The organism is Gordonia asplenii (assembly GCF_012933505.1).
Taxonomy (GTDB): Bacteria; Actinomycetota; Actinomycetes; order Mycobacteriales; family Mycobacteriaceae; genus Gordonia; species Gordonia asplenii.
On the sequence record NZ_JABBNB010000014.1, the window covers coordinates 36,739 to 51,022 of the forward strand.

Below are 14,284 nucleotides of genomic sequence, written 5' to 3' on the forward strand. Positions count from 1 at the left end.
CGACGTCGGGACGGAGGATTTCGACTCGCTGCGCTCGCTCAATCAGCAGAAGGACTCGCTCAATCAGCAAAAGGACTCGCACCTCCCGACGAAAACACCACCCATCGGAATCGACTTTGAGGAACGATCGGATAAATGTCTGCAACTGCTAACGAATGGTTCCACCCGCGCGGGGCGCTGGCCCGTGACGGTTGGGAATCAGTGGTGGACGCGACGTTACCCGGGTGGAGCCACACCGGCATCCGGGTAGCGGTGCTCGACGGCGCCGTGCTGGATCTCCCGGCCGCCGACGTCGAACGGATCGTGATTCCGCTCGCGGGTGGCTGCACCGTCGCACACGAAGGCGTGACCACCGCACTGACCGGCCGCGCCAGTGTCTTCGACGGCCCGACCGACGTCCTGTACGTCGGTGCGGGACAAGCACTTTCGATCACCGGCCGGGGTGCGCGGATCGCCGTGGCGGAAGCGCCGACGACGCAGCGCAAGTCGTCGGCCCACATACCCGCCGCCGACGTCCCCGTCGAAGTCCGCGGCGCTGGCCGCGACACCCGGCAGGTGCACAACTTCGGCACGCCGGGCGCGCTCGACGCCGCAGCCCTCATCGTCTGCGAGGTGATCACCCCCGGCGGCAACTGGTCGTCGCATCCCGCGCACAAGCACGACGAGTACATCGCGGGACACGAAGCCCGCCTGGAAGAGATCTACTACTTCGAGGCCGCGCCGTCCCGGTCCATCGACGCGGGCGTCACCGTGCCCGCCCACGCCGACGCATTCGGCAGCTTCGTCAACTACTCGTCGGCGGCTGGGGAGATCAACACCAACACGCTGGTCCGCTCCGGCGACATCGCCCTGGTGCCCTACGGCTACCACGGCCCCGCGATGGCCGCACCCGAATACGACCTGTACTACCTCAACGTCATGGCCGGACCCGACCCCGAACGGATCTGGCTGATCAGCGACGACCCCGACCAAGCCTGGCTGCGTGACACCTGGCCCACCCAAGACACCGACCCCCGACTTCCCTACCTTCCCGAAGGAGAACAGCTGTGACATCACCCGGCGCTCCGCTTGCCCCTGTGACATCTCCCGGCGCTCCGCTTGCCCCTGGCCGCACGACGGTGCGGATGACCGTCGCCCAGGCGCTGGTCGAATTCCTCGCCCACCAGTGGACGGTCGACGGTGAGCATCGCGAACGCACCGTCGCCGGTACCTTCGGCATCTTCGGTCACGGCAACGTCGCGGGTATCGGGCAGGCGCTGCTGCAGGTCAACGAGGCGGGCGGAGCGATGCCGTTCTTCCAGGCCCGCAACGAGCAGGCCATGGTGCACCAGGCCGTCGGCTACGCGCGGATGCATCGTCGTCGCGGCACCTACGCGTGCGCGGCATCGGTGGGTCCGGGCGCCGCCAACATGCTCACCGGCGCTGCCCTGGCCACCGCCAACCGCCTGCCCGCGCTGCTGCTCGTCTCCGACACTTTCGCCACCCGCGTCGCCGACCCCGTCCTGCAGCAGCTCGAGCACCCGCACGACATCGGCATCCAGGTGTCCGACGCGTTCCGCCCGCTGTCCCGCTTCTTCGACCGCGTGCAACGTCCCGAGCAACTGTTCTCGATAGCCCTTGCGGCCCTTCGGGTGTTGACAGATCCGGCGGAGACCGGCGCGGTCACCATCGCCCTGCCCGAGGATGTGCAGGCCGAGCTGATCGACGTCCCCGTCGAATTCCTCGCCGACCGCGACTGGCACGTGCGGCGTCCCCTGCCCGAACGCAGCCCGCTGGCCCGGGCCGTCGAGGCGATCCGCAATGCCAAGCGGCCGTTGATCATTGCCGGCGGTGGCGTGCTCTACTCGGGTGCCGAGGAGGAGCTCAAGGCGCTCGTCGAGCAGACCGGCATCCCAGTCGGCACCACGCAGGCCGGCGGCGGTTCGCTCGTCTGGGATCAGCCGCAGAACCTCGGCGGCGTCGGTGCCACCGGATCCGCGGCAGCGAATGCGATCGCGAGCCACGCCGACGTCGTCATCGGAATCGGCACTCGCTACAGCGATTTCACCACCGCGAGCCGCACCGCCTTCCAGGGCGACGGCGTGCGGTTCGTCAACGTCAACGTCGCGTCGTTCGACGCCTACAAGCACGGCTCGCAGCTCCCGGTCATCGCCGACGCCCGCGAAACCCTTGTGGCACTTGCTCAGGAGCTCGAAGACTACCGCGTCAGCGACGAGCACGCGGCGCGTGCGGCGCAGGCCAAGGCCGATTGGGACGCCGACGTCGACGCCGCCTTCGTACCGACCGTCGACGTCGAAGACCCACAGTGGCTGCCCGGCCAGCCGGAGATCATCGGCGCGGTCAACGCGGCGATGGATCCGCGTGACGTGATCATCCAAGCCGCCGGGTCGCTGCCCGGTGACCTGCAGAAGCTGTGGCGGGTGCGCGACGCGCTGGGCTATCACGTCGAATACGCGTTCTCCTGCATGGGGTATGAGATCGCGGGCGGCCTGGGGGTCAAGCGTGGCCTGCTCGCCGACGGCGACGACCGCGACGTCGTGGTGATGGTCGGTGACGGCTCCTACCTGATGCTGCACACCGAACTGGTGACCGCGGTCGCCGAGGGCATCAAGCTGATCGTGATCATCATCCAGAACCACGGTTATGCGTCGATCGGGCACCTGTCGGAAACCGTTGGCTCCCAACGGTTCGGCACCCGCTACCGCTATGCGCAGTCGTCGGAGGAGAACCCGGCGATCGCCGACTTCGATAGCGGGGAGTTCCTGCCGGTCGACCTCGCGGCCAATGCGCGCAGCTATGGCGTCGACGTGATCGACATCAAACCCGATGCCGATGCGCTCGCGGCGCTGTCCGACGCGGTCACCGCAGCCAAGGCCGCCGACGGTCCGACGGTCATTCACCTGCACAGCGACCCCTTCGTCTACGCGCCGGAAGGCAACGGCTGGTGGGATGTCCCGGTGGCGCAGGTGTCGGAGGTGGAGTCCACCCGCCTCGCCCGCGACGAGTACGTCGCCCAGCAGAAACTGCAGCGACCGCTGCTCGGCTGAATCAGATTCAGTGATTTCCTTTTCCGCCAACATCTTTCAAGAGAGAACGCCGACATGACCGACACCATCTCCGACGCCGTGACCGCACCTTCCGCGCACACCGAAGGACTGCGCATCGGTACCGCGCCCGACTCCTGGGGCGTCTGGTTCCCCGACCATCCCCGCCAGACCCCGTGGGAGCGTTTCCTCGACGAGGTCGCCGAGGCCGGCTACAACTACATCGAGCTCGGCCCGTACGGCTACCTGCCCACCGACCCGCAGCGGTTGTCCGACGAGCTCGCCAAGCGAGACCTGAAGCTTTCCGGCGGAACGGTTTTCACCGGTTTTCACAAGGGCGACGACCAGTGGCAGCGGGCCTGGGATCAGGCTGTCGAGGTGGCCTCGCTGGTCGCCGCAATGGGCGCCGAGCACATCGTCGTGATCCCGGATCTGTGGCGTTCCGACGCCACCGGCGAGACCCTCGAATCGCGGACCCTGACCGACGAGCAGTGGATCGCGCTGGCGGCCGGGCACGACCGGCTCGGGAAGGCGCTGCTGGAGGAATACGGTGTGCGCCAACAGTTTCACTCGCACGCCGATTCGCATATCGGCACCAAGCGTGAAGTGGAGCGGCTGCTGGAGCAGACCGATCCGCGCTACCTCAACCTGTGTCTCGACACCGGCCACTACGCCTACTACGGCGGAAGCAACGTCGACCTGATCAACAAGCACCCCGAGCGCATCGGCTACCTGCATCTCAAGCAGATCGATCCGGAACTGCGCTTCGAAGTGCTCAAGAACGACATCGCATTCGCCGACTGCGCCGCCGACATCATGGTGGAGCCGCCGGCCGGCGAGCCCGACTTCGCGCCGATCATCGACGCCGTCAACAAGATCGACTCGGAGATCTTCGCCATCGTCGAGCAGGACATGCCCGGCTGCGACATCGACCTGCCGGCCGGTATCGCGAGCCGCACCCGCCAGCACATCTTCGGCTGCCACCCGCTCACCCGTACCCGCTGACTCGTCACCGACGAATCACCTTCACAGACAGGGACTTCCAACTCATGACCACCTCGGATCTGCGCGTCGGCGTCGTCGGCGCGGGCGCGATAGGCGCCGACCACATCAAGCGCATCGCCTCCACCATCGCCGGTGCCAGGGTGTCGGCCGTCGTCGAACCCGATCCGGTGCGACGTGGCGCGGCTCTTGAATCAGCAGCTGGCGCAACCGGTTACGCCCGGCTTGAGGACGCCCTCGACGCCGACGCCGTGGACGCCGTGCTGATCGCGACGCCGGGGCAGTTCCACCTGCCGGTGCTACTTCCGGCGCTCGCCGCCGGACTGCCCATCCTGTGCGAGAAGCCGCTCACGCCGGATCCGGAGTCGTCGTGGACGGTGCTGGAGGCCGAGCAGGCCGCCGGACGCAAGCTCATCCAGGTCGGCTTCATGCGGCGGTTCGACCCGGAGTACGCGGCACTGCGCCAGCTGATCGCCGCGGAGTCGGCGGGTGAGCTGCTGATGATTCACGCCGCCCACCGCAACGCCAACGTACCGGACTCCTACGCGCAGTCGATGCTCATCAACGACTCGGTGGTCCACGAGTTCGACGTGGTGCCGTGGCTGGCGGGCAGCTCGGTCACGAGCGTGGAAGTGCGCTACCCCAAACGCAATTCGCTCACGCCCGACCGGTTGCGCGAGCCGATCCTCGTCGTCATGGAACTCGACAACGGCGTACTCGTCGACGTCGAGATGAACGTCTCCATCCAGTTCGGCTACCAGGTCACCACCGAGGCCGTCTTCGAGAAGGGCGTCGCGCGGATCGGCCAGCCGTCGGGCCTACAGCTGTGGCAGGACGGCGCTTTCCGCATCGGCGAGCACGCCGACTTCACCACCCGCTTCGCCACCGCCTACGACCGCCAGGTACAGGCGTGGGTCGACGCCGCCAAACGCGGCACGATCGACGGACCGTCGGCGTGGGACGGCTACCGCGTAGCCGTCGCCTGCCGCGCGGGCGTCAAGGCGCTGGAGAGCTCCGGCCCCGTCGACGTCGATCTGCCCGACGTTCCCGCGTTCTACGCCTGACACGCCGATCTCGCTTAAGGAGAACGACTTTCATGGTTCGCATCGCCCTCGATCCGACGCCGTACCACTCGACCCACGAGTTCCTCGACTTCTTCGACGTCGCGGCGGCCAACGGATACCAGTGGATCCAGCTGACCCCGCACCCGGACTTCATTCCGTTCTTCGCGCACCCTCGCGTCGACAAGGCGTACGTCGCCGCGGTGCGCGACCGCTCGGCGTCGACCGGCGTCGGGATCACGTCACTGCTTCCGGTGCAACGTATTTCGTGGCCCGACGAGCCGCAGCGGGACGCCGCGGTCCGCAACTTCAAGCGCATCATCCAGATCGCCGTCGACCTGGAGGTGCCGGTGATCAACACCGAATTCTCCGGCCGTCCGGAGCGCGCGGAGGAGTCGGAGGCCGGGTTCTACCGGTCGATGGAGGAGCTCGTGCCGATCCTGGAACGCGAAGGCGTGACGCTCAACATCGATCCGCACCCCGACGATTTCGTCGAGGACGGACTCGCGGCGTGGCAGATCATCCGCGGATTAGATTCCGCCGCAGTGGGATTCGTGTACGTCGGGTCGCATACCTTCCACTACGGTGACCGCGCGACGTCGTTGATCCCGGCGCTGCGTGACCGGATCGGCGCGGTATACGCGGCGGATACGTTCGACCACAACAGATCTCACGGTCTGCGCTACATCACCAACCCGCCGGGCAACGCCGTGCGCGTGCACCAGCATCTGCGGATCGGGGCTGGCGACGTCGACTGGGACGAGATTTTCACCGCGCTGGGATCGTCGGGCTTCCTGGCCCGTGAGGACGCGATCATCTGCTCCAACGTCTTCGCCGAGGACGAGACGGCCGACGAGACGTCGGCGTATCAACTGGAGACGCTGACGGCGCTGGTGAACAAGTACAGATAGCCGCGTCGCGAAAACTGCAGATAGTCGGGTCGCCGAGGGCACAATGCCCTCGGCGACCTTCTATTCTGCAGAAGTCTGCGGACCGGCGAGAAAATACGTTGCGTCGACGCCGAGCACGCTGGCAGTGTTGTCCGAGTGAATCAGCGGGGGATCGGCTGCAGCGGGGTACCGTGCGCGGTTCCGAGTGTTAGATCCCGTACTTCACTCCTCTGGCACAGGACTGCGGATCCTGGGGTTCAACTCCCTGCTATGTCATCCGCACCGGGACAACGGGATTCGACGACCCTGCGGCCCGCGTCGACGAGCGTTCGCCGGAACGCGCAGACGCGACGCCCCGTCGTCGGCTCCCACCCGGTGCGGCTGACATGAGGTCCTTGTTCAACGGAACATGAACCACCACAACCGAATACGACATCCCATGGCGACCCGACACGAAAGGAGGTCCGCCATGAACATCACGACTCTCATCCTCGGTCAGCAGATCAAGGTCCCGCTCGGCTACCGAGCGCTGGTCTTGCGCGACGGCAGCGTCGACCGCACGCTCACCCCCGGCCGGCATCGGCTGCGACCTTCGGCGACGTTCGTGTTCGTCGACATGCGCGACCGGGTGATGACCACTGCGCCGCAGGAGATCACGACCGCCGAGGCGGTCACCGTACGCGTCACGCTGGCGCTACGTGTACGGGTCACCGACCCGCTCGCCTACGTCGAGGTGGCGGAGAACCCGGATGCGTCGCTGTACCTTGCGGCGCAGATTGCGTTGCGCGAGGCCGTCGTCGGCGTCACCATCGAGGAGTTGCTCGCTCGGACAAGCGCATTCGACGTTGCTCCGGTGCGTGCGGCGGTCGCCGCCGCGGCGTCGACGGTCGGCGTCGAGATGCTCGACGTCGTCGTCAAGGACATCGTCGTGCCGCATGAGATCCGTTCGGCGGCAATCGAACTGATGACCGCGAAGTCGCGTGGCGCGGCGAAGCTGGAGGAGGCGCGGGCGGAGACCGCCGCCCTGCGTGCACTGGCGAACGCGGGCAAGATGCTCGACGCGTCGCCTGCGCTCGCGCAGCTGCGGCTGATCCAGGCCGCACCGTACGGCTCGAAGATCGTGCTGGCGGTCGGCGCGGAGGATCACGGCGAATGAAATTTGGGCTGTATCAAGTCGTTTCGACTCGGATACAGCCCAGATTCGCGTTTCGTGAGGCTAGGGACCAGCTGTCGGGCTAGTAACCGCCGTGGTAGTGGCTGCCCTTGCCGTGCCGGTTGTATCCACCGTGGCGCTTGCTGCCCTTGCGGCCGCGGGCAGGGAGGGCGGGGAAGACGATACGGCGATTTCGGGTTTGTTTCATGGCGGGAGCGTATCGGAGGGTGGCCGCGGTCGAGTCGCGTGGGGTCCGGTTTGCCGGATCGGTCCGCTAGTGGATAATGAAGTGCCGCAATACATTAGCGGAGCGAAACACCATCGCGTGCCGACAGCACCCCTACCGTGACAGGAATGCTCCGACTGCTGACTCGAAGGCTTCTTTGGCTTCGATCATCACCCAGTGTCCGCAGTTGGGGAATATGTGCAGCTCGGCGTTCGGGATCAGGCGCAGCGGCGCCAGCGACATGTCCGGCGGGCTCACTCGGTCGTCGAGGCCCCAGGTGAGCAGCGTCGGGCACTTCACCTTGTGCATCATCGCCCAGTAGGGCGGGGTGTCGGAGTTGGCGAGGAATTTCTGCTGCATCGCGAAAGCCGCTGAGCCGTACATCAGTTGTGCGGTCTGCTGAGCATCGGGGTTGATCGCGGCTGTCCAGCGCTCTTCGATGAGCTCATCGGTGACGAGCGCGCGGTCATAGACCATCGAATTGAGCCAGCGGATCAGCTTGTCGCGGTCGGGGGCGTCGGTGAACTCCTGCAGCAGGCGTAGCCCCTCCGAGGGGCTCGGGCTGTACAAGTTGGGGCCGACGCCGCCGATCGTCACCAGCTTGGCGACCCGATCGGGAAACTTGATTGCCAGGTTGATCCCGACCACGCCGCCCATCGAGTTGCCCACCATCGCGGCGGAGTCGATGCCCAACGCATCCATGAAACGGATGACCGACGATCCCGCGGTCAGGACGGGGTGGCCTTCGACGGCGTCGCTTACGCCGAAGCCGGGAAACTCGACGACGTAGCAGTGGTGCGTCTGGGCGAAGAAGTCGAGGTTGCCGCGGTAGTTGCGCCACCCCGTGACGCCGGGGCCGGACCCATGCAACAGGATCAGCGGGGGAGCGTCGGGGGAGCCGGCCTCGTGGTACCGGATGACGCCTTTGTCGGTTGTGAGTTCGCGTTTGGTCGCGTCGTAAGAGACATCCACCGCTCCAGAGTAGAACCTGTTCTAGTTATTGGCTAGCTGCCCGTGGTGAGTCGTTTGGATAACATTCTTGTTTCTGAATTCAGCGTCTCACCGGCAACTCTGTTACGTTCGGCGCTGTAGTCAGCGCATCGAACACTGTCGCGGATGGCGGGACTCGTACCCCTCAACACGCGCGGGAGGATCTCATGTCCCCAGACAACCACCACCAGCATGGCGTCAAGATTCGGCCTATCCGACGATATGTCATGGCCGTGATCGCCTGCGTCGGAGTCGTGGGCATGACTGTTGTTCCGGCTCCGATGGCGTCGGCCGCCCAGGTCGCTGCGCCGACGCCGTTGCCCGATCCCTTCTACAGCGCTCAGCCGAATCTGAAGGGTCGCCACGCGGGCGACATCCTGCAGGTTCGCGGTCGCGAGAACCCGCCGGGGTTCTTCGACATCAAGACCTATCAGCTCAAATTCGTGACCACCGACGTCAACGGCAAGCCGATGGCTGCGATCACGACGCTGATGCTTCCGAACCGGCGGGTGGCCGACGGGCCGCTGCTGTCCTTCCAGCACGTGATCAACGCCGTCGGGCTTCAGTGCGCGCCGTCCCAGGCACTGTGGACCTCCGACCCCAACCTCGCTATCCGTGAAGCGCCCGCCCTGAACGTGGCGCTGCAGAAGGGCTGGGCGGTGGCCATCCCCGATCATCTCGGACCGCGTAGCGCCTATGGCGCAGCCCTTCTCGGCGGCCGGATCACGCTCGACGGAATTCGCGCGGTGCGCGCGTTCTCGGCGGCGAACCTGGCGAAGAGCAAGGTCGCGATGGCCGGTTATTCCGGCGGTGGCATGGCGACGGCGTGGGCCGCCGCCCTCGCGCCGACCTACGCTCCCGAGCTGAAGATGGTCGGTGCCGCATTCGGCGGCGTGCCGATGGACTTGATCAAGATGGCGCAGGGCCTGGGCTACGACAATCCCCATCCCGCCTTCGGGTTGGCGTTCGCCGCCGCGATCGGATTGGCGCGCGAGTACCCCAAGCAGATCCCGATGGCCGACCACCTCACGCCGCTGGGCCACGCCATGCTCAACGAGATGCGCAATGCCTGCACGAACGACATCCTGCGGATCGGCGCGGGCCACAGCGCCAAACAGGTGGCCGAGGGCGGCAAGCAGGTCTTCGAGGATCCGGTAGCGCGAAAAGTGGTGCAGGACAACAGTTTGGCGCTGTTCCCCGGCCACCCGCAGATCCCGGTCTTCGAGTGGCACAGTCCGATCGACGGGCTGATCCCGGTCGACGCGATCGACGCCACCGATGCCCGGTACTGCCGCGCGGGCGTCCGAATGGAGATGGTGCGCATCCCGACGCCGGATCACATGACGGCAGCGGTCCTCGGTGTGCTCCCGGCGCTCAACTATCTGTCCGACCGATTCGACGGCAAACCCGCGCCGAGCAACTGCTGAGCGACATCGTTGCCGGTGCCTGACGCTGGTTGAGCTACTCTGACCCCTCCGCCAGCGCCGCCACGTCCTCCTCGCCGAACTTGTTCTCCAGCACCTCCGGCGAGTAGTCCAGGTCGATCTCGGCGACCGGACGGCCGCGAGCCGACTCGATCGCTCCGAGTCGACGCTGGGCGCGGTCCGCGGCGTAGGTGAGGAAATCGGAGTTGTCGATGCCGAACGGCGGCGTCTCGAACTGGTCGTTGACCCACTCGATCATGCCGAGCGCCATCGGCATCAACTCGGTCATCCGATCGGTGACCGCGGCCCACAGCGAGTCGTCGGCGGCGACGTGACGGCGGCAGGTGAAGGTGCCCCAAGCCATATGGCGGCGCTCATCGTCGCCGATCCGCTTGATCAACTCCTGCATGCCGGGGAAGATGCCGCGCTTGGTGCAGACGCGCTGCCACGCGTAGTAGCCGGTCAGCGCGAGACTGCCCTCGATCACGTGGTTGTAGGTGACGCTGGCCCGAACCTGGTTGAGCGGTGACGGATCGGACTCCAGGCGACTCAGCGATGTCGGCAACTCGTCGTAGAACAGTTGTCGGTAGTAGGGATTGTCCGCGACGAACGGATGCAGATCCTCGGTCAGCCCGACGGCGTCCATCCACAGCCGGAACACCTGGGTGTGCTTGGCTTCCTCCAGACAGAACTGGGACAGGTACATCTCGTCGCCGAAGCGTCCTTCGGCGGCCATCGCCTTCATGAACGGCTGGATGTCCTGGGTGACCGCCTCCTCGCCTGCGATGAACTGTGCGACCAGGTAGGTCGACGACCGCTGCTCCTGCGGATTGAGCGTCGGCCAGTCGAGTGCGTCTTGAGTGAAGTCGATGTCGGCCGGATTCCAGAACTTCCCGTTGCCTTTGGTGAACAGCCGCAGGGGAAACGAGTCCCAGTGCAGGCCGCCGGAGCGTAGTGAGGAAAAGCCTTCGCGGCCAACAGGTTTGGGTGCGATAACGGTCATCGGGGGTCACCACTGTTCGCAGATCGGGGGACATTGGGCTATCCCGACGCTAACGCCCGGCGCGCACCGATGCAGGCGATTCGCGGTTACGCGGTGTCATTGCGGCGCCGCACGATCAGCTGCAGCAACCGCAGTCCGAGGCCGAGCAGCACAAACGTACTGATCATCTGAAACGAGACCACCGCGCGCGCTGCCTGCGATGCGGCGGCGATGTCGCCGAAGCCGGTCGTCGTGAATACGGTGAGGCTGAAGTACAGGGCGTCGAGCCGCGTGAGATGGAGATTGAACGACGTGCGACCGTACTCCGACAGCAGGAAGTAGGTCGCCGAGAACACGACCACGTACAGCGTTGCGGCGCCGACCAGCATCTCGATCGACGTCACGACCGGATGCGTCGAGCGGCGGAAGCGGCGAATCTCCCACGCGCACATGGCAATCAAGAGCACGACGCCCACCGTCAACCAGAACGCGCTGCGAGCTTCGGTGCGTCCCAGCGGGAACACGAAGTAGGCGGCGTTGAGGATGATGCCGCCCAGGAGCGGGCGGCCGATCGCCCCGACGACGGCTCGGCGCGACACCGAGCCGTCGTCGTTGACGAGAGCCGACGGACTCACCAGATCCGTACGCGCTGATCTTCGGCGAGGTAGAGTGCGTCGCCGTCGGCGACGTCGAACGCGTCGTAGAAGGCGTCGATATTGCTCACCACGCCGTTGCAGCGGAACTCGGCAGGTGAGTGCGGGTCGATGGACAGTCGCCGAATCGCTTCTGCGTCACGGATTTTCGTCCGCCAGATCTGTGCCCAGCTGAAGAACACGCGCTGCGTTCCGGTGAGGCCGTCGATGACGGGCGGGTTCTCGTCGGCGAGTTGATAGGCCACCAGCGCGATCGACAGCCCGCCGAGGTCGCCGATGTTCTCGCCGATGGTGAACTCCCCGTTGACCTTGTACTCGTCGTCGAGGCCGGTGGGGGTGAAGGTGTTGTACTGCTCGATGAGGGCGCGGGTGCGCTTGCCGAACTCGGTGCGATCGTCGTCGGTCCACCAGTCGATGAGATTGCCGTCGCCGTCGTATTTCGCGCCCTGATCATCGAAGCCGTGCCCGATCTCGTGGCCGATCACAGCTCCGATGCCGCCGTAGTTGGCCGCGTCGTCGGCGTCGGGATCGAAGAACGGCGGCTGCAGAATCGCTGCGGGAAAGACGATTTCGTTCATACCGGGGTTGTAGTAGGCGTTGACGGTCTGCGGCGTCATGAACCATTCGTCGCGGTCGACCGGCTGCCCGATCTTGGCCAGTTCGCGATCCTGCTCGAACGACGACGCCCGCGCGACGTTGCCGATCAGATCGCCGCGGTCGACGATCAGGGCGTCGTAGTCGCGCCAGTGGGCGGGGTAGCCGATCTTGGGGGTGAACTTGTCGAGCTTGGCCAGCGCCTTGGTGCGGGTGGCCGGAGTCATCCATTCCAGATCGGTGATGTTGCGGCGGTAGGCCTCGATCAGATTCGCGATCAGCTCATCCATCCGCTCCTTGGCCGCGGGCGGAAAGTGCTGTGCGACATACAGTTTGCCGACGGCGAAGCCCATCGCGCCCTCGACGAACCCGACACCGCGCTTCCAGCGGTCGCGGATGGTCTCGGCGCCGGTCAGGGTCCGGCCGTAGAACGCGAAGTTCGCGTCGACGAACGGCGCCGACAGGTACGGCGCCGCCGAGCGCAGCACTCGCCAGGTCAGCCAGGTCTTCCAGTCCGCCAGCGGGCGGCTCGCGATCAGCTCGCCGACGCCGGTCACGAACGACGGCTGCCCGACGACCACCTCGGCGAACGTCGGTTCGGCGACCGTGCCGAGTCCGCCCAGCCATGCATCGGCATCGAATCCCGTTGCGGTGGAGGTGAATTCGCTCCAGGTCTGCAAGTTGTAGCTCAGTTCGGCGTCGCGGCGCCGCACGACGTCCCAGTGCTGGGCGGCGATCGCGGTCTCCAGGTCGACGACGGTGGCCGCCGCGTCCTCGGCGTCGCCGATGCCGGCGAGCGCGAACATCGCGGCTACGTGCTCACGGTAGGCGGCGAGGGTCTGCGCGTGCTTCTCCTCGCGGTAGTACGACTCGTCGGGCAGTCCCAGACCGGATTGCATCACATGCACGAGGTACCGGTCGGAGTTGCGCGCGTCGGTGTCGACGTAGAAGCCGAGCAGCCCGCCTACCCCGTGGCGCTGCAGTCGGCCGATACGCGTCGCCAGCGCCGACGTCGAGTCGACGGCTGCGATCTTCGCCAGTTCGTCTGCGATCGGTCCGATGCCCAGGGCGTCGATGTGCGCGGTGTCCATGAACGACGCGTACAGGTCGCCGATCTTGCATTCGTCGCTGCCGCTCGGGGCGTTCGATTCGGCGGCGTCGACGATGATGTCGCGGACGTTCTCCTCGGCGCGGTCGCGCAGCACGTGAAACGCGCCGTCGACCGACCGGTCGTCCGGAATGACGTGGCTGCCCAGCCACTTGCCGTTGACGTGGGTGAAGAGATCGTCCTGGATTCGGGTCGTGTCGTCGACGTAGGAGAGGTCGATGCCGGAGGCGGGGATGTCTGTAATGCTCACCTCATCCATCCTGCCTTAAGGTTCGCCGAGGGCTCGGTTCATCGACCAGATGAGGACCTCCGCGTCCGAGGTCGAGGTGATCGCCTCGCCGCCGACGTCGGCGCCGCGCACGGCGTCGCCCGCCCGCAGCCCGACGTCGTCGAAGACCACGTCGCCGCGGGTGACGAGTGCCATCGTGAAGCGGGTGGTCGGGACGGTGATCCGACCGCCGACCGGTAGCCGCGCGGCATACAGCGTCGACGACGCGTTGGCGATCCGGATCGCCGAGTCGACGGTCTTGACGCCCGACGCGATGGGAATGAGTGCTCCGCCGGCCAGTTCCGCCTCGACGTCGGCCTGGTCGTACGAAGGCGCGCGGCCGTATTCGTCGGGCATCAGCCACATCTGAATGAACCGAACCGGCGTCTGCCCCGACTCCGGGCGGGCCGGCCAGGTGTCGTTGCGCTCGGAATGTTCGACGCCGGTGCCCGCGCTCATGCGCTGCGCCAGGCTCGGGTAGACCACGCCGCTGTGTCCCGCCGAATCCTGGTGTACGAGCGAACCGTCGAGAACCCAGGTGACGATCTCGGTTTCGCGGTGCGGGTGGGTGTCGAAGCCCTGGCCCGCCGACACCGTTTCGTCGTTGACGGCGAGCAGCATCCCGTGGTGGGTGTTCGCCGGGTCGTAGTGGTCGCCGAACGAGAAGCTGTGTCGCGATCGTAACCATTCGGTCGTCGTGGTCGCGCGATCGTCGGAGTGTTGAACTAGGTAGGGCACGTCGACCATTGTCCCAGCGTGCACACCGTGCCCGCCAATGGTCATGCACAGTGCAAATCACTTTTCCCACTGGCAACGACGGTCACAATCGCCACTTTTCGGCCGCCGTGTGACCCTATTGTGACTACGTTGGTAGCAGATCGAGAGTGAT

The 14,284-nt window shown here is 66.1% G+C and carries 13 protein-coding genes; 7 read left to right on the top strand and 6 right to left on the bottom strand.

Annotation, left to right across the window (positions count from 1 at the left end; genetic code table 11):
- Positions 1-135 precede the first annotated feature (135 nt).
- The 6 genes from iolB to HH308_RS14605 all read left to right on the top strand — a co-directional run bounded on the left by iolB (position 136) and on the right by HH308_RS14605 (position 7,153).
- The gene (iolB, locus tag HH308_RS14580; RefSeq protein ID WP_170194954.1) at positions 136-1,050 is read left to right on the top strand and encodes a 5-deoxy-glucuronate isomerase; all 915 of its coding nucleotides are present in this window, start codon (positions 136-138) and stop codon (positions 1,048-1,050) included.
- A 74-nt stretch (positions 1,051-1,124) separates the two neighbouring features.
- On the top strand, positions 1,125-3,047 hold the full coding sequence (gene iolD, locus HH308_RS14585) for a 3D-(3,5/4)-trihydroxycyclohexane-1,2-dione acylhydrolase (decyclizing) (protein ID WP_170195050.1): 1,923 nt from the start codon (positions 1,125-1,127) through the stop codon (positions 3,045-3,047).
- Between the two features lie 54 nt (positions 3,048-3,101).
- A complete protein-coding gene (locus HH308_RS14590) occupies positions 3,102-4,049 on the top strand; it encodes a sugar phosphate isomerase/epimerase family protein (protein WP_170194955.1) in 948 nt (315 codons plus the stop codon).
- 44 nt (positions 4,050-4,093) lie between these two features.
- Positions 4,094-5,110, top strand: coding sequence for a Gfo/Idh/MocA family protein (locus HH308_RS14595; RefSeq protein WP_170194956.1), 1,017 nt, complete (start codon positions 4,094-4,096; stop codon positions 5,108-5,110).
- Between the two features lie 32 nt (positions 5,111-5,142).
- Positions 5,143-6,018, top strand: coding sequence for a sugar phosphate isomerase/epimerase family protein (locus tag HH308_RS14600; RefSeq protein ID WP_170194957.1), 876 nt, complete (start codon positions 5,143-5,145; stop codon positions 6,016-6,018).
- A gap of 448 nt (positions 6,019-6,466) precedes the next feature.
- Positions 6,467-7,153, top strand: coding sequence for a slipin family protein (locus tag HH308_RS14605; protein WP_170194958.1), 687 nt, complete (start codon positions 6,467-6,469; stop codon positions 7,151-7,153).
- A gap of 79 nt (positions 7,154-7,232) precedes the next feature.
- On the opposite strand, the gene HH308_RS30190 is transcribed toward HH308_RS14605, so the two are convergent.
- Positions 7,233-7,358: a hypothetical protein gene (locus tag HH308_RS30190; RefSeq protein WP_281362975.1), complete on the bottom strand. Its 126-nt coding sequence runs from the start codon at positions 7,356-7,358 to the stop codon at positions 7,233-7,235.
- Between the two features lie 132 nt (positions 7,359-7,490).
- On the bottom strand, positions 7,491-8,348 hold the full coding sequence (locus HH308_RS14610) for an alpha/beta fold hydrolase (RefSeq protein ID WP_170194959.1): 858 nt from the start codon (positions 8,346-8,348) through the stop codon (positions 7,491-7,493).
- A gap of 278 nt (positions 8,349-8,626) precedes the next feature.
- Here HH308_RS14610 and HH308_RS14615 point away from each other — a divergent pair, with 278 nt between their 5' ends.
- Positions 8,627-9,793 carry a lipase family protein gene (locus tag HH308_RS14615; RefSeq protein ID WP_246284614.1) on the top strand — a complete coding sequence of 389 codons (1,167 nt, stop codon included), beginning with the start codon at positions 8,627-8,629 and terminating at the stop codon, positions 9,791-9,793.
- Between the two features lie 34 nt (positions 9,794-9,827).
- On the opposite strand, the gene HH308_RS14620 is transcribed toward HH308_RS14615, so the two are convergent.
- The 4 genes from HH308_RS14620 to HH308_RS14635 form a co-directional block, all read right to left on the bottom strand.
- Positions 9,828-10,793: a R2-like ligand-binding oxidase gene (locus HH308_RS14620; RefSeq protein WP_170194961.1), complete on the bottom strand. Its 966-nt coding sequence runs from the start codon at positions 10,791-10,793 to the stop codon at positions 9,828-9,830.
- Positions 10,794-10,879: 86 nt separating this feature from the next.
- Entirely contained in the window at positions 10,880-11,407 is a 528-nt protein-coding gene (locus tag HH308_RS14625; RefSeq protein WP_312870598.1) for an ion channel, read from the bottom strand.
- Positions 11,404-13,377 (bottom strand): M13 family metallopeptidase, encoded by a 1,974-nt coding sequence (locus HH308_RS14630; protein ID WP_376767225.1) that lies wholly within the window; start codon positions 13,375-13,377, stop codon positions 11,404-11,406. The genes HH308_RS14625 and HH308_RS14630 overlap by 4 nt, the downstream gene beginning before the upstream one ends.
- A 15-nt stretch (positions 13,378-13,392) precedes the next feature.
- Positions 13,393-14,133, bottom strand: a complete 741-nt coding sequence (locus HH308_RS14635; protein WP_312870599.1) for a pirin family protein — start codon at positions 14,131-14,133, stop codon at positions 13,393-13,395.
- Positions 14,134-14,284 lie beyond the last annotated feature (151 nt).

What these genes read in the sequence shown, in the direction of transcription:
- HH308_RS14595 (WP_170194956.1), top strand. Translation starts at nt 4,094, where the DNA reads ATGACCACCTCGGATCTGCGCGTCGGCGTCGTCGGCGCGGGCGCGATA.
- HH308_RS14620 (WP_170194961.1), bottom strand. Translation starts at nt 10,793, where the DNA reads ATGACCGTTATCGCACCCAAACCTGTTGGCCGCGAAGGCTTTTCCTCA.
- HH308_RS14590 (WP_170194955.1), top strand. Translation starts at nt 3,102, where the DNA reads ATGACCGACACCATCTCCGACGCCGTGACCGCACCTTCCGCGCACACC.
- HH308_RS14600 (WP_170194957.1), top strand. Translation starts at nt 5,143, where the DNA reads ATGGTTCGCATCGCCCTCGATCCGACGCCGTACCACTCGACCCACGAG.
- HH308_RS30190 (WP_281362975.1), bottom strand. Translation starts at nt 7,358, where the DNA reads ATGAAACAAACCCGAAATCGCCGTATCGTCTTCCCCGCCCTCCCTGCC.
- iolD (WP_170195050.1), top strand. Translation starts at nt 1,125, where the DNA reads ATGACCGTCGCCCAGGCGCTGGTCGAATTCCTCGCCCACCAGTGGACG.
- HH308_RS14605 (WP_170194958.1), top strand. Translation starts at nt 6,467, where the DNA reads ATGAACATCACGACTCTCATCCTCGGTCAGCAGATCAAGGTCCCGCTC.
- HH308_RS14615 (WP_246284614.1), top strand. Translation starts at nt 8,627, where the DNA reads ATGACTGTTGTTCCGGCTCCGATGGCGTCGGCCGCCCAGGTCGCTGCG.
- iolB (WP_170194954.1), top strand. Translation starts at nt 136, where the DNA reads ATGTCTGCAACTGCTAACGAATGGTTCCACCCGCGCGGGGCGCTGGCC.